Genomic DNA, 21,463 nt, shown 5'->3' on the forward strand with positions numbered 1-21,463 from the left:
TTCGTGTCGACCTGCGTGACCCTGTCGGGCCGGGTGGGGTGAGGTCGGCCGGCGGAGTACGGCGGGTGGGCGGCGGGTCGGGCACAATGGGTGAGGTGCCCGTGGAGATGAGCCGTGAACGCTTCGAGGAGCTGGTCGGCGAGGCCCTCGACGAGGTGCCCGAGGAACTGCTCCGGCTGATGAGCAACGTGGTCATCCTGGTCGAGGACGACCCGCCCGCGGGCGAGAACCTGCTCGGCCTCTACGAGGGGCATGCGCTGACCGAGCGGGGCTGGAGCTACTCGGGCGTGCTGCCCGACCGCATCTTCATCTACCGCCGACCGATCCTGCGGATCTGCGCCACCGAGGACGACGTGGTCGACGAGGTGGCGGTGACCGTGGTGCACGAGATCGCCCATCACTTCGGCATCGACGACGAGCGGTTGCACGCGCTGGGCTGGGGCTGAGCGCACCGCTCGGCCGATGCGGCCGGTTGCGGGGGCTGCCTACCGTTGGGGGAGCACACCCCGAATCAGGAGGAAACCCAATGCGCAGCGCGCTGTTCTCCGCGGAGAACCTGGAGAAGGAGTCCGCCCAGCCCGGCATGCGGCTGCAGAACTCCAAGATGTTGAAGATCGAACTCAACGGCGAGGCGATGGCCCGGGTCGGGTCGATGGTCGCCTACCAGGGGCAGGTGCAGTTCCAGGCGCTCGGCTCCGGCGGCATCGGCAATTTCATCAAGCAGCGGCTCACCGGTGAGGGAGTGCCGCTGATGAAGCTCAGCGGCCGTGGCGACGTCTTCCTCGCCGAGCTGAGCAAGGACGTGCACATCATCGACCTGGAGCCGGGCGACGCCCTGTCGATCAACGGTTCCAGCGTGCTGGCCTTCGACTCCACCCTGTCGTACGACATCAAGATGGTCGGCGGCGCGGGGATGGCCTCGTCCGGTCTGTTCAACTGTGTGTTCAGCGGTTACGGCCGGATCGCCATCACCACCAAGGGCACCCCGGTCGTGCTCAACGTCGACGCCCCCACCTACGTCGACCCGCAGGCCGCCGTCTGCTGGTCGGCCAACCTCCAGACCGGCTACCACCGGGCCGAGCAGCTCGGCCTGGGCACCCTGCTCGGCCGCAGCACCGGTGAGGCGTTCACCATGAGCTTCGCCGGCCAGGGCTTCGTCGTGGTCCAGCCGTCGGAGGAGCCGCCGGTCCAGGGCAGCGGCACCCAGCAGCAGCAACAGGGCGGCCTGCTCGGCGGCCTGCTCAGCTGATCTTCGCGGGCGGGGCGGTCCCGGTTCCCGGGCCGCCCATACCGTCTGCGTCGGGCGTCAGCTCAGCTCACCGGAGCGCAGCCGGGCCAGCCAGGCCGCCGCGTCGGTGTAGTCGGTGTCCGACAGGCCGGCCGGCGCGGGGACCGGCCGGTCGCCCGCCGCGTCGGTCCACCGGTGCCGGGGGTACGACCCGAGGAAGCGCACCTCGGCGCAGACCCGACGCAGCCCCTGCAACGCCTCGCCGAGCCGGACGTCCGCGACGTGGCCGGTGCAGTCGAGGAAGAAGACGTACCGGCCGAGCGCCTCCCCGGTGGGGCGGGACTCGATCCGGGTCAGGTTGACCCCCCGGACGGCCAGCTCCATCAGCACCGACAGCAGTGCGCCCACCCGGTCGTGGGCGATGTAGACGACCAGCGAGGTGACGTCGTCGCCGGTGGGCGGCGGAGGCGGGCCGGGGCGGGACAGCAGCGCGAAGCGGGTCACCGCGTCCGGGTGATCGGCGATCTTGTCGGCGAGCAGCGTCAACCGGTGCCGGGCGGCCCCGATCGGGGCGCAGATCGCCGCGTCGTACTCACCGTTCGCCGCGCCGGCCGCCGCCGCGCCGTTGGAGAGCACATCGATCACCGTGGCGTCGGGGAGGTGGGCGCGCAGCCAGTTACGGCACTGGGTGGACGCCTGCGGGTGGGCGGCCACACTCCGCACCCGGTCGAGATCGGTGCCGGGCCGGGCGCCGAGCACGAACTCCACCGGCAGGATCACCTCCCGGGTGATCACCAGCGGCTCCCCCTCGGCCAGCTCGTCCAGGGTCACCCCGACCGCGCCGCCGATCGAGTTCTCCATCGGTACCAGCGCCGCGTCCGCCTCGGCGGCCCGTACGCTCTCCAGCGCCTCGCCGACACTGCGGGCGGGCGTACGACTGCCGTGTTCAGCGGCCGGGATGGTACGCAACGCCTGTTCGGCGAAGGTGCCCTCGGGGCCCAGGTAGACGTATCGGGTCGGCGGTGTTCCGGGCATGTCGCCCAGCCTACGCACCCGGTGGCAGCCCGGTCCCGGCGTCGCAGGCCAACGTCCGGATGGCGGGCGGCGCGATGGCCTTCACCTCGATCGAGCAGACGTCCGTACCGGCGGTGACCAGCCGCAACGCGCCTGGTTCTCCCCGGCTCACCGCCTGAAGTTCCTCGTGCCCGCTGACTGCCAGCACGGTGTACTGCCAATCGTCGGCGCAGAGCGGCCCCTCGACGGCCCGCACCGACACGTTCCGGGGCAGCACGTCGCCGCGGAGCAGCCCGATCACCCGGTCGGCCGAGGGGCGGCCGGCACAGGGCACGGTGACCACGGCGGCGGTGGGGGTGGGCAGCACGGAGGTCGGCGGCAGGGTGGGGATCACCGGCAGGGTGGTCGGCATGGTCGGCGGCACTGCCACGGTGGGCGTCGGCGGCGCGATGGGCGCGGTGACGCGGCGCTCGGGTGGGGCAGCGCACCCGGCGAGCGGCAACGCGGCGAGCACGGCCACGGCGAACCCGATCGTGACCTGCCGGGCGGTGGCGCATCGGCGGTACGGTGCGTGGCGGGCGGGTTCAGGCGGCACGGGTCACGCTGCGGCTGTCGGTCAGATCGCGGAGAAGAAGGTGAGTGAACCGGCAACCGAACCGTCGGTGAGCATCGGCGTGGAGATGGCGTCGACGGTCGCGTAGGTGCTGTCGTCACCGGCGGGTTGCACCCTCAGCAGCCCGCGGGCGAGTCGACCGGAGTGCAGGGCGAGCAGCGGGGGGATCTTGTCGGTCTCCTGCTCGGGCAGCTCGTGGCGGGCGGCGGTGAAGTCGAGCAGCCGCAGGCCCCCTTCGAGCAGCGGCAGGCCGACCACGTTCTCGGGAGCGCCGAGGCAGAGCAGTTCGCAGCCGGCGGCGGAGATGGCCACCACCCGGGTGCCGGCGTCGATCAGGAGGCAGGGCTCCTCGGCGCGTGAGACGGTGGCCGACCACTGCCCGACGTTGTCGCACCCCGGCTCTGTCGGCGTCCGTGCCGCCGACCCGAACACGTCCGGAAGCGAGAGTTCGACGTGGGCCACCGCGCCTCCTAGGTACACCGACGGTCTGTCCACGCTAGCCGGTCTTCGTGACGGTCGCCGACCGCGCCGGAGCCACCGACCGCCGGTGTGTGGATCGGTTGCCCTGGTGGGCGGCCGGCGACGGCGCGGACCGGATTGTCGCGGGGACCGGTACCGCGGGGCGTCGCCGGTGACGTTACCGGCGACCCGCCGGCTTGTCAGCGGCCGTTCGGCCCTCGTCGTACCACCGGTAGTCGCCAGCCGGACGGTACGTGCCGTTGTGCCAGGTCTGCGGCTGCTGGGCCACCCGGGACAGCTTTTCGGCGGTGGCCGGGCTGATCCGGTTGCCCCCGGCGACGAGGAGCCGGTCCAGCTCCCGGTGGGTCGCCATCATGCAGTCCTTCGGCAGGCCGTAGACGCTGATGACGCCGGAGCCGACGAAGGTCAGCACCGGCGTCACCGGGATCGGCAACCCGACCGCCTCGGTGAGCGCCTTGCTCGCCCGCTTGGCGTCCCGCCGGGCCTCGGCCACGTAGGGCGGGCGCTTGCCGTTGATCTGGACGACGTCACCGGCGACCAGCACCCGGGCGCGGCCGTGGTCGGCGATGCTGACCGCGAAGAGCCCGCTGGGGCCGATGGCGAGGAACCCGGCGCGCTCGTCCTGGCCGTGGTCGCGCAGGACGTCGGAGACGTCGGTGCGGGGCCACTCGATCACGTGCCAGGCGGGGCCCAGGTGGTCGAGCTGACCGAGTGCCCGCGCACCTGCGGCCTCCAGCCGGCGGGCACCCCGCTCGGCCCGGCGCCGACGTGCCCACTCCAGTGGGGTCGGACGGGCCGAATCGAGTGCCGCGGACCCGTCGGAACGGGGGTGCGGCACCGCCACGGGCGGCAGTGCCCGGGTGGGTACGGCTCGACGAGCGGGAAAGACAGTCATCGCGACCTCCGGCAAAAGGTCCCTCGAAAGTTATGGTCTCACTACCCTACGTCGACACTCCGGGGGTACGGCAAGTTGGAGCGCCGGAATGAGTGCGGATGAATGCCATATTCATCCACAGTTCTTCCGCTGAAGATCGTTCAGCACTGCCCTACGCTGCGGGGGTGACCCACTACGTGGACAGCGAGGTCGGTCGACTCGGCACGGTGCTGTTGCACCGGCCGGGTCCGGAACTGGCCCGTCTCACCCCCCGCAACAACGACTCGTTGCTCTTCGACGCTATCCCATGGGTCGGTCGGGCCCAGGAGGAGCACGACGCCTTCGCCGCCGAGCTGCGCGAGCGGGGCGTGGAGGTGCTCTACCTCGCCACCCTGCTCGCCGAGACCCTCGCCGTCGCCGAGGCCCGCGCCGAACTCACCGAGCAGGTGCTCGGTTCGCCCCGGCTGGGCGACACCCTGCGCCGCCGGGTCGCCGACCACCTCGCCTACCTCGACCCCGCCGCGCTGGCCGACGTGCTCACCGCCGGCCTCGCCCACGAGGAGGTACGGATCAGCGCCGAGCGCCCCGGTGGTCTGGTCTGGACCATGATGGACCGGCACGACTTCGTCATCGATCCGCTGCCCAACCTGCTCTTCACCCGGGACTCGTCACTGTGGATCGGTGACCGGGTCGGGGTCACCAGCCTCGCCATGCCGGCCCGCCGCCGGGAGACCACCCTGACCGACGCGATCTACCGCTACCACCCGCGCTTCGTCGGCACCCGGGCCGTCTACCACCCCGGCCTGGAACACCTCGAGGGCGGCGACGTGCTGCTGCTCGCCCCCGGTGTGCTCGCCGTCGGGGTGGGCGAGCGGACCACCCCGGCCGGCGCCGAACGGCTGGCCCGGCAGGTCTTCGCCGCCGGCCTGGCGCACACCATGCTGGTGGTGCCCATCGCCCAGGAGCGGGCCACCATGCACCTCGACACCGTCTGCACCATGGTCGACGTCGACGCGGTGCTGATGTACCCCAACGTGGCCAGCACGCTGTCCGCGTACACGGTGATCGCCGGTCCGGACGGCGAGCCCCGGGTGGACGGCCCCGCACCGTTCCTGCGCGCGGCGGCCGATGCGATGGACCTCGACCAACTCCGGGTGATCGACACCGGCCTGGACCCGGTGACCGCCGAACGCGAACAGTGGGACGACGGCAACAACACCCTCGCCCTGGCCCCCAGGCTCTGCGTCGGCTACGAACGCAACGTGGAGACCAACGCCCAACTGGAGCGCGCCGGCATCGAGGTCATCCCGATCGCCGGTTCGGAACTGGGCTCCGGCCGGGGCGGCCCCCGCTGCATGTCCTGCCCGCTGGTCCGCGAGCCACTGGGCCCACCCGCCGCCTGAGCGGCAGCGCTGACCGCATCGGCCCGCCCGCCGCCTGCCGACGGCGCTGGACCGTATCGACCCGCCCTGCCCGAACCGGCGGAGCTGACCGCGCCTGCCGCCAGCCGGCGGCGCTGGACCCCCTGCCCGAACCGGCGGAGCTGACCGCGCCTGCCGCCAGCCGGCGGCGCTGGACCCCCTGCCCGAACCGGCGGAGCTGACCGCGCCTGCCGCCTGAGCCGACGGCAGGCGGGGCGGCTCAGCGGAGGGTGAGCTGGCGGCCGAGCAAGCCCTGCCGGGCCCGGCGGCCGGTGGCGTCCAGCGGCTCCTTCTCCGCCAGCGCGTCGGCGTACCGCTTGGCGAACGCGGCGACCGGCTCCTCCCACTCGGCGGCCGGGACGTCCTCCGGCAGGTCCCAGACCGGTGCCAGCCGGCCGTGCGCCCGGAACATGCCGGCGAACTTCGTGCCCTCGCCCAGGGTGAGGGTGGCGGTGGCGGAGAGCCGGGAGAGCGCGTCCAGCGCGGCGTCCTCGTCGTCGCCGAGCACCCAGCGCACGTGTGCCTTCTCCGGCACCTGGCACCAGTAGGCGGCCCGCGCGGCGGCCAGCTTCACGGTCGGGTAGATCGCCGAGTTCGCCCGTTCCAGGGACGCCTGCACGGTCGGGTCGTCGGCCGCGCCGGGATCGAGCCAGAACTCGAAACCGTCGTGCATCGTGATGTCCAGCGGGCCGTCCACCAGGATGTCCTGGAGACGGGGGCCGGGGCCCGGCAGCGGCGGCACCGACACCTGCCCGCCCGGCTCGGTACGCAACGCGCAGAGCAGCGCCTCGGCCAGGTCCCGGGAGACGTCGCCGGACTGCTGGTGCCGCTGGAGACCGATGAACACCCGTCCGTCCGGCTTGGTCATCGCCGGGGCGGCCATCGGCAGCACGGTGGCCAGGGTGACCGGACGGTCGCCGTGCTCCTCGACCAGTTCAGGCGTGAGCCGCAGCGGCGCGGAGGCGGCCGGTACGAGTTCGCGCAGGGCGATCCACTCCGGTTCGTCCGCCAACCCTTCGAACGGACGGGGGACGAAGACGTCCCGGATCTTCTCCCGACGGGGAGCGGCCTCGGCGCGCTGGTTCTTTCGACGCTTGCTCACGGCGAGACAGCCTAGAGGCCGACCGGCGGCGGTGGGGCAGGACCCGCCCCGGGACAGCCCGGTCAGCCGGCGGTGACCGGGATCGACCCCCGGTCAGCCGGCGGTGACCAGGTCCGGCCGGCAGTCGGCGGGGTCGAACTCGGCCCAGACGCTCTGCCCCAGGCCGTCCCGCTCGACCCCCCAGCGACTGGCCAGCCCGGCGACGATGTGCAGGCCCCGGCCGTCGACCGCGTCCGTCCCGGCGTCCCGCATCCGGGGGCCGGCCCCGGCGCCGCCGTCGGTCACCCGGACCGACAGGACCGGACCGATCCGGGTCGACCGCAGTCGCCAGGCGACCCGGACCACCCCACCGGGCAGCGGGTCGGCGTGCCGGACCGCGTTGCCGACCAACTCGGCCAGGACGGCCACCAGGTCGGCGAGGAGCGCCGGGGGGACCAGGTCGGCCAGTTCGTCGGCGAGCCGGTGCCGGGCCAGCCGCGCCCCCGTGGCGTGGTGGGGAACCACCACACACCACGAACGCTCGACTCGTCCCGTCGACACCCTGGCTCCTTCTTGGCCCGTGCCCGTCGGTGCCGCGGATCACCCCGGGCCCGCCGGATGACTGATCACCCGCGCGGCAGCCGTACCTCTGCGACCGTACCGCCACCGTCTCGTGGACGTAGGGATACCCATCCGTTCTGTTGTTCAACGATCCGGCGGACGAGATAGAGGCCGAGTCCGGCGCCCGGATAGCCCCGGCGGTCCCCGGACTCGCCCTGCCAGAACCGGTCGAAGGCACGTTCCACGTGCTCCGGCCGGATGCCCACCCCCCGATCGGCCACCCGGAACGACACGGTCTGTCCGTCGGCCGCCGCGAGGACCTCGATCGGGGAATCCGCCGGCGACCACTTCCCCGCGTTGGTGCACAGCTCGGTCAGCACGGTGGTCAGGCTGTGCCGGTCCCCGAGGGCCTTGGGCAGGTCGGCCGGGACCTGCAGGCGCAGTCGACGGCGCAGGTCACCGGTGAGGTCCTGCACCGCCGCGCGCAGCGCCTCCCCGAGGTCGAACGGGACGGCCGGCTCACCGCTGGGGCGTACGTCGGTGGCCGAGGTGAGCAGTCGGTCGACCAGTCGGGCCAGTTCGTTGGCCCGTTGACCGATCACCCGGGCCGCCTGCCGCCGGTCGTGGTCGGTCAGCGACTCCCAGTGGTCGGTGAGGGTGTCCGCGTACCCCTTGATGACGGTGACCGGGGTCCGCAGCTCGTGGCTGGTGACCGCGACGAAGAGATCCCGGTCGGAGTCCCGGCGCTGCTGGTCGGTGATGTCGCGGAAGGTGACCACCCGGAGCGTGCCCGGCCCGACCAGCTCGCCGGAGGTGATCCGCAGCCACCGCCCGTCCGGCAGTTGGTGGTCGAGCACCTGACCGGCCGGGGGGAGCGGGAACGGTAGTGGCCGGTTCATCGCCTGACCGGCGCTGCGGCCGGTGACCTCGGTGGCGGCCGGGTTCCAGAGCCGGACCCGGCCGTCCCGGTCGACCACGGCCAGGCCGTCGGCGAGCGCCGCGACGACCGGGCCGTCGCCGTGCACCGGCAGGCCGCTCTGGTCGCCGTACATGTGGGCGATGCAGGAGGCGAGGTAGCCGAGGGTGGCGTGCTGGACCCGGTCCTCGGACTCCTCACCGTCGGGGTACAGGGCGTGCAGGCTGCCGACGGTGAGCCCGTTGAGCTCGGCGCGGGCGACGATCATGCGGCGCAGGCCCCGCTCGGCCAGTTCCCCGGCGAGCGCACCGCCGAGGTGGTCCACCCGGGTCTGCCGGACCCGGGGGCCGGTGAGCAGACAGACGGTGGCCGGGTCGGAGGCGGGCAGCGGGCGGCCGATGGTCCACTCTGCGCAGCCGCTGGCGGCGATCACCCGTCCGCCGGTCGGGGCGAACTCGACGAAGGCCACGCAGGCCGCGCCGAGCGTGCGCCGGGCCGCTTGGAGCAGCGCGGTGAGCACCGGCAGCCCGGCCTCACCCGAATTGATCATCTCGATCACCGCGTCGTGGTCGGAGATGAGGGCGGCGAGATCGGTGCGCTCCGGCATGTCCCGAGTGTGCCCGGTGTGCTTCCCTTCGGACACCCCCCGGGAGTCGGCCCGGCCCGGGACCCGGTGCCGGCCCACCCGGTCGGTCTCGACCCGGGGCGGGTGGGCGGGTGTCATCGGCCGAGCCGGGCCAGGGTGCGTGCCGGTCGGTCGGTGATCACCCCGTCCACCCCGGCACCGAGGACCAGTTCCAGGTCGGTCGGCTCGTTGACCGTCCAGACGTACACCTGGTGGCCGGCGGCCTGCAACGCGGGCACCAGTTCCGGGCGGGCCCGGACCAGGCCGATGCCCGGCCCGGCGATCCGGGCCCCGAACGGCAGCCGGCCGAGCCGCAGCCAGCGGGGCAGCACCTCCAGCAGCAGCACCGTCGGCAGCGCCGGGGCCAACTCACGGACCCGGCGCACCGCCAGCGGGGAGAAGGACATCACGGTGACCTGGATCGGGTCGTCGGGGCCCGGCTCGGCCAGCCCGTGCCGACGCAGCAGGGCGACCAACCGGCGCTCGACGTCGCCCCGGTAGCGGGACGGGTGTTTGGTCTCCACCAGCAGCCGTACCGGGCGGCCGGCGGCCTGGACGGCGGTCAGCAGCCGGTCCAGGGTGAGCAGCCGGGTGTGTGCGTCGTCCAGCACCTCGTCCCCGTCGGCCGGTGCGCACCCGGGATGCCAGGAGCCGAAGTCCAACGTCTCCAACTCGGCCAGGGTGCGGGCGCTGACCAGACCGTGACCGTTGCTGGTCCGGTTGAGCCGGCGGTCGTGTACGCAGACCAGGTGCCCGTCGCGGGTCAGCCGGACGTCGCACTCCAACCCGTCGGCACCCTCGTCGAGGGCCCGCAGGTAGGCGGCCAGGGTGTGTTCGGGGAGGTCGGCCGACGCGCCACGATGCGCGAAGACCAGTGGGTCACCCATCCTCCGGCGCTCAGATGACCTGGCCGGGCTGCCCGTCCCCGGTGACCACCGGTCTGCCGACGGCCACCCACTGCCGCATCCCGCCGTCGGCGTTGCGCACCTGCTCCCAGCCGTTGCCGAGCAGGTATCCGACCACCTGCGCGGAGCGCCCGCCGGAACGGCAGATCACCGCGACGTCGCGGTCGGTGGGCACCTCGGCGAGCCGGGCCGGCAGTTCCATCATCGGTACGTGGTGGGCGTCGGGCGCGTGGCCCGCCGCCCACTCGTCGTCCTCACGGACGTCGAGCAGGTAGGTGTCGTCGTCGATCGCGGTCACGGGGACGCTGGGAACCTGGGAACCGAACACGGTCACCAAGCCTAGATCCTCGGTGCCGACAATGGCACTGCGGCGGTCGGCGTGGCGGTCACAACCGGTTGACCCAGCGGGGGTTGGCCTGCGACCAGTCGGGCAGCCGGTCGGCGCGGACGGCGTCGAAGAGCCCACTGCCACCGTGGTCCAGCACCACGTACGAGATGCCGTCGATGGTCTGCGGGTACGACGGCAACTGCACCCCGTGCAGCGCGTCGGCGGGCAGCGAGCGCAGGGCGAAGACCAGTTCGTCCAGGGGTACGCCGTTGGTGTCGACGGTGAGTGAGCCGCCGACCGCCCGCAGCACCCGGTCCAGCTGCACCGGGTCACTGCGCAGGTGGGCCTGGGCGGCCCGGTCCATCATCGCCCGCAGCATCTGTTGCTGGTGGCGTTGCCGGTCGTAGTCGCCGCCCGGGAGGCCGTAGCGTTGCCGGGCGTAGTCCAGCGCCTGTGCGCCGTCCATCTGCTGGCAGCCGACCGGGAAGACGGCCCCGGTGTGGATCGACCGGACCTCGGTGTCGACGCACATCCGGACACCCCCCAGCAGGTCGATGACCTGCCGGAAGCCGGCGAAGTCGACAAGTGCCGCACCGTCGAAGCGGATGCCGGTGAGCCGGGTCAGGGTGGCCGAGAGCAGCCGGGTGCCGGCTTCTCCGCCGCCACCGTGCTCGTACGCCGAGTTGATCTTGTCTTGCCCCCCGCCGTAGCCGGCGCCGTCGGGTGGGATCGCGACCAGCAGGTCGCGGGGAACGGAAATCAGGTACGCCTGCCGCAGGCCGGGCGGGACGTGCACGATCAGGATGGTGTCCGAGCGCTGGTCCGACTGCTGCGCGTCGGCTCGTCGGTCGGAGCCGACGATCAGGTAGTTCAGGCCGGTGTCCAGTTCGGTGCGGGCCTGCCGGGCGTCCGGGGAGAGCAGTTGTTCCTTGCTGACCGTCCGGTCGTAGCGGTGGGTGAGCATCCGTACCCCGACCACGGCGAGCCCGGCGAGCAGCACCAGGGCCAGGCCGACGCCGAGCAGGATCCGCGGCCAGCGTGCCCCGCGCCGGCCGGGAGACGGTGTACCCCGCCCCCGGTCGGATCGCGTTGACCTGGCCGTGACGCCCTCCCCGTGGCCGTGACGTGAAAGCTCTTCACGTCACGCTACGACGGGTCGACCGGCCGCCGGGCCGGTTCGCCGTGACTACCGGCGGGTCACTTGCGGGTGGAGAGGACGTCCGGGTTGGCGTAGACGAACTCGCCCAGCTTGTCTTCCTTGATCGCCTGGAACATGTCCAGCGTCTGCTGGCTGAGCGCCTCACGGTTGTTGGCGTTTCCGTTGAACGTGCCGCCGTTGGTGCGCAGCATGGTCAACTCGTTGGCGGTGACCCCGCGCATGGTGAAGACCAGGTCCGCGACCGCCACACCGCCGGTGTCCAGGATGAACGCCTTGCCGGCCGCCTTGATCAGCTGGTTGATCTTCACCGGGTTGGTCAGCATGCCCTTGTCGGTGGCCTTCCGGGCCATCGCCTTGATCAGCTGCTGCTGGTTCTGCTGCCGGTCGTAGTCGCTGTTCGGCAGGCCGTACCGCTGCCGCGAGTAGTCGAGCGCCTGGAGGCCGGTCATCTCCCGGCAGCCCTTCTTGTAGACCACCGGCGTCATCGGCCGGTTGGTCTTCTTGGCGTCCGCGTTCCACATCTGCTTGCCGTCGACCATCATCATGTGGTGCGACTTCACCTCGTGGCTGACGCAGATGCGCACCGTGCCGAGGGCGTCGATGACGTTCTTGAAACCACCGAAGTTGATGATCGCGGCACCGTCGAAGCTGACCCCGGTCATGTTCTTGATGGTCTGGGCCATCAGCTGCGCGCCGCCCTCCCAGCCGCCGCCGTTGCGTGCACCGGCCTGGAACGCCGCATTGATCTTGTCGGTGCCGCCCTTGAACCCGCTCTTCTTGAACGCGGGGATCTGTGCCTCGGTGTCCCGGGGGATCGAGATCAGGTACGCCTGGTCGTGGCTGGCCGGGATGTGCAGCACGATGATGCTGTCCGACCGGACGTCGTCGGCGGCCCAGCGCTCCCGGGCGTCCACGCCGAGCAGCAGCATGTCGATCGGGCCGTCCAGGTTGGCGCCGCCCTCGGCCTCGGACTTGCCCGCCCCGCCGAGCAGGTTGCGCTGGGCGATGTTGCCGGTGGCCTGGCTGATCAACGCCTTGCTGCCGACGATCGCGACGCCGCTGGTCAGCATCAGCACCGCACCGAAGACCACGGTCAGCCGCGCCCAGAGCGGGTCCTTGCGCCTGGTGCGCTTCCGGGTCTTTCCGGTGGGCCGACCGCCGCGACCGCCCTGTGACGGGACGGCGGCCGACGCGCGGTAGGGGTCGGCGTTCAGCGACGAGGGGCGGGGGCTGGTCTGAACCGGCATGCGTGCTCCAGCTCGCGTTGTCGGGGGGCGGGACCACTTTACGTACCGCTTCCCGTCGAGGCGAGGACGTGACACGCACAAATCCCAGACAACCTGACCTTTACCCCCCGTTTTTCATCCGTTCGGGCGAGATGATGAGACCGGACAGCCGTTGGCGTTCGATGATCAAGTCGTCCGGAAACGACCTCTGATGACGCTCGTCGAAATCTGCCCGACACATCGGCACCCCCGTCGGGAGGTTCAGTTCCCGTTGCCCGCCGTGTCCGCTTTCTGGTTGGCCGCCACCCAGCCCGCCATGGTGTCGCTGGACATCGCCTTGTACATCGCCAACGCCTTCTCCCGGTCGGAGACCACCACCGACTCCCCGTTGATGGTGTCGCTGCCGGTGTTCGGGCTGGTCAGGAAGGTCAGGTTCTCGCCACGTAGATTGCGGAACTGAAGGGCCATGTCGCTCAGGGAGAAACCGTTGTCCACGGTCACCGCGGCGGTCACCGACTGGAGGAACGCGTTCAGCTTCTTCGGACTGGTCAGCGTGCCCGTGCTCGCCGCCTTGTCCATCAGCGCCCGCAGGAACTCCTGCTGGTGGCGCATCCGGGCGAAGTCACCCTGCGGGAACTGCTTGCGCTGGCGAATCCAGTCCAGCGCCGTGGCGCCGTCCATGTGCATGGTGCCCTTGGTGAACTTGCGGTACGGCTTGTGGATCGAGGTGATGGTCTGGTCCACCTTCAGGTCGACGCCGCCGACCGCGTCGGTGACCTCCTTGAAGCCACCGAAGTCGATCGCCATCACGTGGTCGATCCGGACGTCGGTGAAGCACTCCACGGTGCGTACCGCCAGCGGCAGGCCACCGAAGGCGAACGCCGCGTTGATCTTCGCACGCTGACCGGAGTCGCAGTCCGCGCCCGCGCTCTCCGGGATCGGCACGTACAGGTCACGCGGGACGGAGACCAGGTAGGCCGACTTGTGGTCGGCCGGGATGTGCATGACGATCAGCGTGTCCGCCCGCCACTCGCCCTGCTTGTCGACCGGCGCGTCCGGATCCCGCGAGTCCGAGCCGACCAGCAGGATGTTGAGCGCGCCGTCGACCGCCTTCGCCGGCCGCCCCCCGGTGATCTCGGAGAACGGGTCGGTGCGGGCCAGGTCGTCGTTGAGGTTGCTGGTGTAGAGCCAGGCCCCGACCCCGCCGAGCAGCGCCAGCACCAGCACGGCCACGCCGCCCACCAGGGCGATCCGGCCCCAGCGCGGGCGCGGCCCGCGCCGGCCGTAGTTCCCCGGCCCGCCGGGCCCCGAGGGTGTGCCGGGGCCGCCCGGCCCGCCCGGACGGGGCTGGTCTTCCCGGTACGACGGGTACCACTGCGCGTCGGACTGGCGGGAGCGCCCGGTGGTGCCCCGGTCGGAACCGGGCACCGAGGCACGGCCCGCGCCGCGGTGCAGGAACGGGAGCGAGGCGCCGGCAGACGAGGTCGCTGACATGCGTTTCAGCGTACGTAGGCCCGTCGAGCGTTGGCTGAACGTGAGGACCACCGGCCGGCCCGCGTGGCGCGGGAGCGCTACCCTAGCCGGTCGCGGAAATGGTCGATGGTGCGTCGCAGGCCCTCATCGGGCGAGACCGTCGGTTGGTATCCCAGCAGGTCCCGGGCGAGAGTGAGGTCGGGGCGGCGCATCTCCGGGTCGTCCGAGCTGCGGGTGACGTAGGTCACCTCTGATGCGCTCCCGGAGAGTGACACGATCGTCTCGGCGAGTTGCCGCATGGTCAGTTCGTGTTCGGTGCCGCAGTTGATCGGACCGGTCTCCGTCGAGTCGAGCAGCAGCAGGATTCCGCGCACCAGATCGTCGACGTAGCAGATGGACCGGGTCTGCTCGCCCGTGCCGTGCACCGTGATCGGCGCGCCGCGCAACGCCTGGGAGATGAAGGTCGGGATGGCCCGGCCGTCGTCCGGGCGCATCCGCGGGCCGTACGTGTTGAAGATCCGGACGATCGCCGCGTCCAGCCCCCGGCTGCGGTGGTACGCCATGGTGGCCGCCTCGGAGAAGCGCTTCGCCTCGTCGTAGACGCTGCGTACCCCGATCGGATTGACGTTGCCCCAGTACGTCTCCCGCTGCGGGTGCTCCTTCGGGTCGCCGTACGCCTCCGAGGTGGAGGCCATCAGGAACCGGGCGCCGTCGGCGACCGCGCGGTCGAGCAGGTGCAGGGTGCCCACCGAACCGACCCGGAGGATCTCCACCGGCAACTTCTCGAAGTCGGTCGGGCTGGCCGGGGACGCCATGTGCAGAATCGCGTCGAAGCGCTGCGCCAGGGCCGGCTGATGGGTGGGCAGGCCCTCGGAGATGTCCGCCTCGACCAGGGTGAAGCGGGGGTGCTCCGCGAGGTGCGCGACGTTGTCCTTGGAACCGGTGACGAAGTTGTCCAGCGCGACCACCGTGCATCCGCGCTCGATCAGGGCGTCCACCAGGTGCGACGGCACGAACCCGGCGCCGCCGGTGACGAGGATCCGGTGACCGCTTCCGAAACGCTGGGCAACCTTCATGGCGGTCAGCCTACTCAGCGTGGCATCCGTGCGCGCTTTCGACCTGGAACATCCGGGTGCCCCGTACGTACCCTGCCCGTCCCGGCTCCGTGCCGGTCGGTGGCCGGCACCCCGCGGTACGACGGAACCCCCGACGCGTGATCGCGTCGGGGGTTCCGTGCGACGGGTCGCTCAGTGCGCTCCCGCGCCGGTCAGGGCACGCACCTCCAGCTCGGCGTACTTGTCCTCGTCGTGCTCCTTGGAAAGGATCGTGCCGATCCATCCGCAGAGGAAACCGAACGGGATGGAGAGGATGCCCGGGTTCGACAGCGGGAACCACTGCCAGTCGTGGTCCGGGAACATCGAGGTCGGCGCACCGGAGACGACCGGCGAGAAGAACACCAGGAACACGGCGGAGAGCAGGCCGCCGTAGATGGCCCAGACCGCGCCCGAGGTGTTGAACCGCTTCCAGAACAGGCTGTAGAGGATCGCCGGCAGGTTGCCCGAGGCGGCCACCGCGAACGCCAGCGCCACCAGGAAGGCCACGTTCAGGCTCTGTGCGTAGATCGACAGGGCGATCGAGACCGCGCCGATGACCAGGGCCGAGATCCGGGCCACCCGTACCTCCTGGCGCTCCGAGGTCTGCCCGCGCTTGACCACGTTGGCGTAGAAGTCGTGCGCCAGGCTGGACGACGACGCCAGGGTCAGGCCGGCGACCACCGCCAGGATGGTCGCGAACGCCACCGCCGCGATGATCGCCAGCAGGGTCGCCCCGCCCAGGTCGCCACCGAAGAAGTCCTTGCCCAGCGCCTCGGCGAGCTGTGGTGCGGCGGTGTTGCCGGCCTTGTCCTGCGCGGTGATCGCCTTGCCACCCACCAGCGCCGCCGCACCGAACCCCAGGGCCAGGGTCAACAGATAGAAGGTGCCGATGATGCCGATCGCCCAGAGCACGCTCTTGCGGGCCGCCTTGGCCGTCGGCACGGTGTAGAAGCGGATCAGGATGTGCGGCAGGCCGGCGGTGCCGAGCACCAGGGCGATGCCCAGCGACAGCAGGTCCACCTTGTTGTAGAAGGTCTGGGTGGCGTTGCCGGCCACCTCGACGCCGTACCGGAGCCCGGGTTCGAGGAACGCGTTGCCCTTGCCCGACGTGGCGGCGGCGTCACCGAGCAGCGCCGACAGGTTGAAGTTGTACTTCGCCAGCACCAGCAGGGTCATCACCAGCGCGCCGGTCATCAGCAGGAACGCCTTGACGATCTGGACGTAGGTGGTGCCCTTCATGCCACCCACGGTGACGTAGATGATCATCAGGGCGCCGACCATGATGATGGTGGCCACCTTGGCGGTGTCGGCGTCCATGCCCAGGAAGGTCGTGCCGGGCTTGATCCCCAGCAGCAGTGCGACCAGGGCACCCGCGCCGACCATCTGGGCCAACAGGTAGAAGATCGACACGGTGATGGTGGAGACCGCAGCGGCGGTCCGTACCGGACGCTGGCGCATCCGGAAGGCCAGCACGTCCGCCATCGTGTACCGGCCCGAGTTGCGCAGCAGCTCCGCGACCAGCAGCAACGCCACCAGCCAGGCGACCAGGAAGCCGATCGAGTAGAGGAAGCCGTCGTAGCCGTACAACGCGATGATGCCGGCGATGCCGAGGAACGACGCGGCCGACATGTAGTCGCCGCCGATCGCCATGCCGTTCTGGAAGCCGGAGAAGGACCGGCCGCCGGCATAGAAGTCGGTGGCCGTCTTGGTCTGCCGGCTGGCCCAGATGGTGATCGCCAGGGTCACCGCCACGAAGACCAGGAACAGGGTGATGGTGAGGTTGCGGGCGGTGCCGCCACCCGCCTCAGCCGCGAGGACCGTGTTCATGGGTCACCTCCCCGATCTCGGCGCGGATGCGGTCGGCGACCGGGTCGAGCTTCCGGTCGGCGTACCGCGAGTAGAGCCAGGCGATGAGGAACGTCGAGACGAACTGGAGCAGGCCGAAGACCAGCGCGACGTTGATGTTGCTGCCGAAGAGCTTCGTGCCCATGAAGTCCCGCGCGTAGGCGGAGAGGATCACGTAGAGCGCGTACCACAGGAAGAACGCGACGGTCATCGGGAAGACGAAGCCGCGCAGCGCGCGACGTAACCCGACGAACTCGTCCGACCGTTGTACGGCCAGGTAACGCTCCGCCGCCGACTCGGCGGGGGCGGGCGCGGGTGTGTCCGTGGACATCTGTGGATCACCACCTTCACAGGCATGGGGAGTTTCGCGCACCGTAAGGAGCGCGTTGCCTGCGGGGAAAGGCCGGGATCGATCCCGGCAGCCACCTGCGCCGAACGGTCCCCCATCTGCGCCGAGTGACCCACGTCACCCCGTTCACCGGCCCCGCGTCTGCTCGCGAGCCCCTCCGTCGGCTTCCACGGGGGTGTCCCAATCGGCCCGTGCCGTGATCCCGGTCGGGCGGGACGACAGCACCGAGGTCGACCGCCACCCGGAGATCCTGCCGGGCCGGGTGGTTCAGGGGAGCTGGTGGTAGCGGCCCCGGTAGTGGAGGAGCGGCGGGGTGTCGGTGATGATCTCGACCGTCTCGATGGTGGCCTCGACGAGGAGGGCCCAGCCGTACTCCCGGGAGGTGTCCAGCCGGCAGCCGGCCCAGCTGCCGGCGTCGGCGGGCACCGGTCCGTAGCGGGTGTCGGCCCACGAGTCCGTGGCGAAGAGTCCGCCCGGTGAGGGGAAGAGGCCGGCGAACCGGTCGGCGAGCTGCCGGTGTGCCGCGGCGAGCGGGGCGACCGCGAACCGGCCGGCCTCCTCGATCGCCGCCCACAGGTCCGACTCCGGGTCGACCAGCCCGAGCAGTCGGTCCGGCTCCCCCTCGACGATCAGGGTGGACGACACGGTCAGCCCGGCCGGGCCGGGAGCCGTCCAGAGCGTCACCGGTGCGGGCAGTCTGCCCCGCAGCCGGCGTGCCGGCGAGCGCTGGCCGGTCGGCACCGCGAACGGGTCGGTGTGGTGGATCTCGGCACCGGGTTCTGGATTCACGTGAAACATTGTGGCCCCGTGCGGCCCGACGGACCCGAGCCCAGTGGCCTGTTCCGTCGACAGTTGCGTAGAGTAGCCGAGTTCAGGGGCGCTGAACTGCGACTGGGCTTCGGAGTGGGACGGCGTGGTTTCGCCGACGCGAGCGGGAAGGCGGAGGTCGGCATATGTCTGCGGCGAAGCGCAGGGCTGTGGTGCTGCTCAGTGGGGGGCTCGACTCGGCCACGGTGCTCGCGATGGTGGTGCACGAGGGCTACGAGGCCTACGCGCTGAGTTTCCGCTACGGTCAGCGGCACACGGTGGAGCTCGACGCCGCGGGTCGGGTGGCGGAGCGGCTCGGAGCGGTCAGGCATGTGATCGCTGATATCGATCTTCGCGTGTTCGGTGGTTCGGCGTTGACCGACGACGCCCTCGCGGTGCCGCACCACGACAGTGCGGACGATCTCGGTGAGGGCATTCCGATCACCTATGTGCCTGCCCGGAACACCATCTTCCTGTCCTTCGCGTTGGCATGGGCGGAGACCCTGGACGCCTCGGATGTGTTCATCGGGGTGAGTGCGCTCGACTACAGCGGCTATCCCGACTGCCGACCGGAGTACATCGCCGCCTACGAGCAGATGGCCAACCTGGCGACGAAGTCGGGTGTCGAGGGCCGCCAGCGGCTGCGTGTGCACACCCCGTTGATCCAGTTGACCAAGGCCGAGACGATCCGTCGGGGTTTGGAGCTGGGCGTGGACTACGCCTGGACGCACAGTTGCTACGACCCGGTCGAGGGTCGTGCGTGCGGGACCTGTGACTCCTGCCTGTTGCGGGCCCGTGGGTTCGCCGAGCTCGGACTCGTCGATCCGGCTCTGGCCTCGGCGGACGGGTGAGTGTCGGTGTACCGGGTCAAGGAGATCTTCTACACGCTGCAGGGTGAGGGCACCCACGCCGGCCGGCCCGCCGTGTTCTGTCGGTTCACCAGTTGCAACCTGTGGACGGGGCGGGAGCAGGACCGGCATCGTGCCGTCTGCCAGTTCTGCGACACGGACTTCGTCGGCACGGACGGCCCCGGTGGGGGCCGTTTCCGTTCGGCGGCCGAGCTGGCCGGCGCGGTGGCGGCGATGTGGCAGGGGCAGCGGCATCCGCGTAGCCGCCCGTACGTGGTGTGCACCGGCGGCGAGCCGCTGTTGCAACTGGACGAGGCGGCTGTCCGGGCGCTGCACGGCGAGGGCTTCGAGGTCGCGGTGGAGACCAACGGCACCAGGCCGGCACCGGCCGGGCTCGACTGGATCTGCGTGAGCCCCAAGGCGGGCGCCGACCTCGTGCTCACCCGGGGGCATGACCTCAAGTTGGTCTATCCGCAGGTCGGAGCCGAGCCGCCCCGGTTCGAGGAGCTCGACTTCGAGCACTTTCTGTTGCAGCCCATGGACGGTCCGGACCGGGTGGCCAACACCGAGGCCGCGGTGCGGTACTGCCTCGATCACCCGCAGTGGCAGTTGAGTCTGCAGACGCACAAGTATCTAGGAATCGCCTGATGGAAATCTTCCGGGAGTTCACCTTCGAGGCCGCGCACCGGCTGCCCCACGTGCCGGCCGGGCACAAGTGCGCCCGCCTGCACGGCCACTCGTACCGGGTGCAGGTGCACGTCGAGGGTGACGTCGATCCCGAGGCGGGTTGGGTGATGGACTTCGGTGATCTGAAGAAGGCCTTCGAACCGCTGCGTGAGCGACTTGACCACTACTACCTCAACGAGGTGCCCGGTCTGGAGAACCCGACCAGTGAGGTGCTGGCCCGCTGGATCTGGGACCGGCTGATCGACCAACTTCCCCTCTCGGCGGTCATGGTCCGCGAGACGTGCACCTCCGGCTGCGTCTACCGGGGAGAGCGTTGACGCTTCCCGGCGCGCAGGCAGTGCCCGGTTCCCTCAGGATCAGCTGGGGCGTCGGATGACGCTGCCCTCGGTGTCAGCGCTCACTACCGAACTCGCCCAGCAGCCGCCCCACCCGGCTGATTCCCTCCTCGAGCACGGGTAGCTCCGGGCTGAGACTCAGGCGTATGCAGCGGGTGCCGTGCGTCGACAGGAACGGTGACGTCAACGGGGCCACGAAGAAGTGCCGGCCGGGCACGATGAAGACGTTGTTGCGCTTCATCGTCTCGTAGAAGGCGAGGTCGTCGAAGCCGGGATGGTCGATCCACAGCCAGCAGAACATGCCGCCGTCACTGGCGTGCAGACGCCAGTTCACGTCCGCCGGGAGGTGCCGGGCGAGCAGTGCTTCGGCGGTCTTCCGCTTGCGCAGGTAGTAGGGGCGGAGCACCTCCCGGGACAGCGTGTCGAGCTCGCCGTCGGCCAGCGAGCGTTCGAGCACCGACTGGACGAGCTGGGGTGGATGCAGTGAGACGTTGGCCGTGAAGGCCACGACGGCGTCGATGATCTCAGGCGGGCCGATCGCGAAGGCGATCCGCTCACCGGGGATGCCCGCCTTGGAGGCGGTGAACAGGTTCAGGACGTGGGGGTGGAAGCGCAGCCCGGAGGGCGACTCGGCGACCCGCGGGAACGGTTCGCCGTAGGCGTTGTCGACCACCAGCGGGACGTCGCGCTCGGTCGCCACCTCGACCAGGAGATCCAGCTCCGCCGAGGTGAGGCCGCGTCCGCTGGGATTGGCCGGGTTGGACACCAGCATCATGCCCATCTCCTGCTGCCGGTGCAGGGCCTCCGGGTTCAGCTGGTACCGGAAGTACCTGTCGTCCAGCAGCTCGACGGACGGCTCGATGCCGACGATGCCGCCGGGCACCAGTGACAACCCGTGGTAGCCGGTGTAGTCCGGCGTGCACGGCAGCACCAGCGGCCGTCGACCGGATGACGTCGTGCCGGTGAAGATGGTGGTGGTCATGAAGGCGAGGAGTTGCGCCCCGGCCGCGACGGCGACGTTGTCCGGCCCGAGGTCCCAGCCGTAGCACGCGCGGAAGTGGCGGACGATGGCGTCGACCAGGCCGGTGGTGCCCCGCGAGGGCCCGTACCGCGTGCTCGCCTCGAAGGTGTCGGCGAGCGACTGCTCGGCGAGACGACGCCAGACCTTGACCGCCTCCGGGATGGCGGCCGGATTTCCCGGGCTCAGGTTGAGCCACCGCCCACCGTCGGCGGTGGCCGAGGCGATGTCCCCCATGATGTTGCGGATACCGGTCATCGTCGACATGCTGGTGCCTGCAATCGACAGCTGCACGCGTCCTCCCGTCTGCCTGCCGGCCGGATCGTCCGGCAGGCAGGTCCTCGTGTGCCGGGGCGTCCGGTCGGCGTTCGGCACCGAACCTCGTTCGGCAGGTGCGCTCGGCCCGCGTCGTGCCCCCCGCGCCGACCGTCTCCGCAGAACCGTTCTAGCACAGTGGCCGTAGATCCGCCCCCCGCACCAGCCTGCTCCAGCCCGCTCCAGGCATCGATGATGACGAGGTGGGGGCGGCGGAGTAGGCTCGTCGCCGAACGGGGAACGGCGGCGGTGCCGCATCTG

The 21,463-nt window shown here is 71.0% G+C and carries 22 protein-coding genes and 1 pseudogene; 6 read left to right on the top strand and 17 right to left on the bottom strand.

Annotated features, from left to right (window positions below):
* Nucleotides 1–101 precede the first annotated feature (101 nt).
* Both ACIG87_RS10285 and ACIG87_RS10290 read left to right on the top strand, forming a co-directional pair.
* Complete coding sequence (locus tag ACIG87_RS10285) at nt 102–446, top strand: metallopeptidase family protein (RefSeq protein ID WP_396850140.1); 345 nt, start codon at nt 102–104, stop codon at nt 444–446.
* Nucleotides 447–526: 80 nt separating this feature from the next.
* Complete coding sequence (locus tag ACIG87_RS10290) at nt 527–1,249, top strand: AIM24 family protein (RefSeq protein ID WP_396849957.1); 723 nt, start codon at nt 527–529, stop codon at nt 1,247–1,249.
* Nucleotides 1,250–1,306: 57 nt separating this feature from the next.
* On the opposite strand, the gene pheA is transcribed toward ACIG87_RS10290, so the two are convergent.
* From pheA to ACIG87_RS10310, 4 genes are all read right to left on the bottom strand, one after another.
* Complete coding sequence (gene pheA, locus ACIG87_RS10295) at nt 1,307–2,263, bottom strand: prephenate dehydratase (protein ID WP_396849959.1); 957 nt, start codon at nt 2,261–2,263, stop codon at nt 1,307–1,309.
* Nucleotides 2,264–2,273: 10 nt separating this feature from the next.
* The gene (locus ACIG87_RS10300) at nt 2,274–2,774 is read right to left on the bottom strand and encodes a hypothetical protein (RefSeq protein WP_396850141.1); all 501 of its coding nucleotides are present in this window, start codon (nt 2,772–2,774) and stop codon (nt 2,274–2,276) included.
* An 84-nt stretch (nt 2,775–2,858) separates the two neighbouring features.
* On the bottom strand, nt 2,859–3,317 hold the full coding sequence (locus ACIG87_RS10305; protein ID WP_396849960.1) for a hypothetical protein: 459 nt from the start codon (nt 3,315–3,317) through the stop codon (nt 2,859–2,861).
* A 175-nt stretch (nt 3,318–3,492) separates the two neighbouring features.
* The gene (locus tag ACIG87_RS10310; RefSeq protein WP_396849961.1) at nt 3,493–4,230 is read right to left on the bottom strand and encodes a hypothetical protein; all 738 of its coding nucleotides are present in this window, start codon (nt 4,228–4,230) and stop codon (nt 3,493–3,495) included.
* 164 nt (nt 4,231–4,394) lie between these two features.
* Here ACIG87_RS10310 and ACIG87_RS10315 point away from each other — a divergent pair, with 164 nt between their 5' ends.
* Entirely contained in the window at nt 4,395–5,612 is a 1,218-nt protein-coding gene (locus ACIG87_RS10315; RefSeq protein WP_396849963.1) for an arginine deiminase, read from the top strand.
* 238 nt (nt 5,613–5,850) lie between these two features.
* Here the strand turns inward: ACIG87_RS10315 and ACIG87_RS10320 are convergent, their stop codons facing one another.
* The 12 genes and pseudogenes from ACIG87_RS10320 to ACIG87_RS10375 form a co-directional block, all read right to left on the bottom strand.
* Nucleotides 5,851–6,732: a DUF5926 family protein gene (locus ACIG87_RS10320; RefSeq protein ID WP_396849965.1), complete on the bottom strand. Its 882-nt coding sequence runs from the start codon at nt 6,730–6,732 to the stop codon at nt 5,851–5,853.
* Between the two features lie 93 nt (nt 6,733–6,825).
* The gene (locus ACIG87_RS10325; RefSeq protein WP_396850142.1) at nt 6,826–7,239 is read right to left on the bottom strand and encodes an ATP-binding protein; all 414 of its coding nucleotides are present in this window, start codon (nt 7,237–7,239) and stop codon (nt 6,826–6,828) included.
* Between the two features lie 98 nt (nt 7,240–7,337).
* A complete protein-coding gene (locus ACIG87_RS10330; RefSeq protein WP_396849967.1) occupies nt 7,338–8,795 on the bottom strand; it encodes an ATP-binding protein in 1,458 nt (485 codons plus the stop codon).
* Nucleotides 8,796–8,908: 113 nt separating this feature from the next.
* Nucleotides 8,909–9,700: a glycerophosphodiester phosphodiesterase gene (locus ACIG87_RS10335; RefSeq protein ID WP_396849969.1), complete on the bottom strand. Its 792-nt coding sequence runs from the start codon at nt 9,698–9,700 to the stop codon at nt 8,909–8,911.
* Between the two features lie 10 nt (nt 9,701–9,710).
* On the bottom strand, nt 9,711–10,046 hold the full coding sequence (locus tag ACIG87_RS10340) for a rhodanese-like domain-containing protein (RefSeq protein ID WP_396850143.1): 336 nt from the start codon (nt 10,044–10,046) through the stop codon (nt 9,711–9,713).
* 58 nt (nt 10,047–10,104) lie between these two features.
* Nucleotides 10,105–11,046: an LCP family protein gene (locus ACIG87_RS10345; RefSeq protein ID WP_396849971.1), complete on the bottom strand. Its 942-nt coding sequence runs from the start codon at nt 11,044–11,046 to the stop codon at nt 10,105–10,107.
* A gap of 197 nt (nt 11,047–11,243) precedes the next feature.
* Nucleotides 11,244–12,452: an LCP family protein gene (locus tag ACIG87_RS10350; RefSeq protein ID WP_396849973.1), complete on the bottom strand. Its 1,209-nt coding sequence runs from the start codon at nt 12,450–12,452 to the stop codon at nt 11,244–11,246.
* 240 nt (nt 12,453–12,692) lie between these two features.
* Nucleotides 12,693–13,925 carry an LCP family protein gene (locus tag ACIG87_RS10355; protein ID WP_396849974.1) on the bottom strand — a complete coding sequence of 411 codons (1,233 nt, stop codon included), beginning with the start codon at nt 13,923–13,925 and terminating at the stop codon, nt 12,693–12,695.
* Nucleotides 13,926–14,002: 77 nt separating this feature from the next.
* Nucleotides 14,003–14,980 (bottom strand): NAD-dependent epimerase/dehydratase family protein, encoded by a 978-nt coding sequence (locus ACIG87_RS10360; RefSeq protein WP_396849976.1) that lies wholly within the window; start codon nt 14,978–14,980, stop codon nt 14,003–14,005.
* Between the two features lie 171 nt (nt 14,981–15,151).
* The gene (locus ACIG87_RS10365; RefSeq protein ID WP_396849977.1) at nt 15,152–16,825 is read right to left on the bottom strand and encodes a cation acetate symporter; all 1,674 of its coding nucleotides are present in this window, start codon (nt 16,823–16,825) and stop codon (nt 15,152–15,154) included.
* Nucleotides 16,803–17,174 carry a DUF485 domain-containing protein gene (locus tag ACIG87_RS10370; RefSeq protein ID WP_396849979.1) on the bottom strand — a complete coding sequence of 124 codons (372 nt, stop codon included), beginning with the start codon at nt 17,172–17,174 and terminating at the stop codon, nt 16,803–16,805. The genes ACIG87_RS10365 and ACIG87_RS10370 overlap by 23 nt, the downstream gene beginning before the upstream one ends.
* A 285-nt stretch (nt 17,175–17,459) precedes the next feature.
* Nucleotides 17,460–17,990: pseudogene (locus ACIG87_RS10375) on the bottom strand (flavin reductase family protein); the annotation flags it as partial.
* 155 nt (nt 17,991–18,145) lie between these two features.
* Between ACIG87_RS10375 and queC the strand changes: the two are divergent.
* From queC to queD, 3 genes are read left to right on the top strand one after another with little or no spacing between them, the layout of a single operon-like run.
* Nucleotides 18,146–18,850, top strand: coding sequence for a 7-cyano-7-deazaguanine synthase QueC (gene queC, locus ACIG87_RS10380; protein WP_396849981.1), 705 nt, complete (start codon nt 18,146–18,148; stop codon nt 18,848–18,850).
* A complete protein-coding gene (gene queE, locus ACIG87_RS10385) occupies nt 18,851–19,495 on the top strand; it encodes a 7-carboxy-7-deazaguanine synthase (RefSeq protein ID WP_396849982.1) in 645 nt (214 codons plus the stop codon).
* Nucleotides 19,495–19,851 carry a 6-carboxytetrahydropterin synthase QueD gene (queD, locus tag ACIG87_RS10390; protein ID WP_396849983.1) on the top strand — a complete coding sequence of 119 codons (357 nt, stop codon included), beginning with the start codon at nt 19,495–19,497 and terminating at the stop codon, nt 19,849–19,851. The genes queE and queD overlap by 1 nt, the downstream gene beginning before the upstream one ends.
* A 73-nt stretch (nt 19,852–19,924) precedes the next feature.
* Here queD and ACIG87_RS10395 read toward each other — a convergent pair whose 3' ends face one another.
* Nucleotides 19,925–21,145, bottom strand: a complete 1,221-nt coding sequence (locus tag ACIG87_RS10395; RefSeq protein ID WP_396849985.1) for an aminotransferase class I/II-fold pyridoxal phosphate-dependent enzyme — start codon at nt 21,143–21,145, stop codon at nt 19,925–19,927.
* Nucleotides 21,146–21,463: the final 318 nt, after the last annotated feature.

This window comes from Micromonospora sp. NPDC051925 (assembly GCF_044548625.1).
Lineage (GTDB): Bacteria > Actinomycetota > Actinomycetes > Mycobacteriales > Micromonosporaceae > Micromonospora.

Excerpts from the sequence above, each read along its gene's own strand:
- ACIG87_RS10290 (WP_396849957.1), top strand. The coding sequence starts at position 527 with ATGCGCAGCGCGCTGTTCTCCGCGGAGAACCTGGAGAAGGAGTCCGCC.
- ACIG87_RS10395 (WP_396849985.1), bottom strand. The coding sequence starts at position 21,145 with ATGACCGGTATCCGCAACATCATGGGGGACATCGCCTCGGCCACCGCC.
- ACIG87_RS10355 (WP_396849974.1), bottom strand. The coding sequence starts at position 13,925 with ATGTCAGCGACCTCGTCTGCCGGCGCCTCGCTCCCGTTCCTGCACCGC.
- ACIG87_RS10310 (WP_396849961.1), bottom strand. The coding sequence starts at position 4,230 with ATGACTGTCTTTCCCGCTCGTCGAGCCGTACCCACCCGGGCACTGCCG.
- ACIG87_RS10360 (WP_396849976.1), bottom strand. The coding sequence starts at position 14,980 with ATGAAGGTTGCCCAGCGTTTCGGAAGCGGTCACCGGATCCTCGTCACC.
- queC (WP_396849981.1), top strand. The coding sequence starts at position 18,146 with ATGTCTGCGGCGAAGCGCAGGGCTGTGGTGCTGCTCAGTGGGGGGCTC.
- queD (WP_396849983.1), top strand. The coding sequence starts at position 19,495 with ATGGAAATCTTCCGGGAGTTCACCTTCGAGGCCGCGCACCGGCTGCCC.
- ACIG87_RS10330 (WP_396849967.1), bottom strand. The coding sequence starts at position 8,795 with ATGCCGGAGCGCACCGATCTCGCCGCCCTCATCTCCGACCACGACGCG.
- ACIG87_RS10335 (WP_396849969.1), bottom strand. The coding sequence starts at position 9,700 with ATGGGTGACCCACTGGTCTTCGCGCATCGTGGCGCGTCGGCCGACCTC.
- ACIG87_RS10370 (WP_396849979.1), bottom strand. The coding sequence starts at position 17,174 with ATGTCCACGGACACACCCGCGCCCGCCCCCGCCGAGTCGGCGGCGGAG.
- pheA (WP_396849959.1), bottom strand. The coding sequence starts at position 2,263 with ATGCCCGGAACACCGCCGACCCGATACGTCTACCTGGGCCCCGAGGGC.
- ACIG87_RS10365 (WP_396849977.1), bottom strand. The coding sequence starts at position 16,825 with ATGAACACGGTCCTCGCGGCTGAGGCGGGTGGCGGCACCGCCCGCAAC.
- ACIG87_RS10350 (WP_396849973.1), bottom strand. The coding sequence starts at position 12,452 with ATGCCGGTTCAGACCAGCCCCCGCCCCTCGTCGCTGAACGCCGACCCC.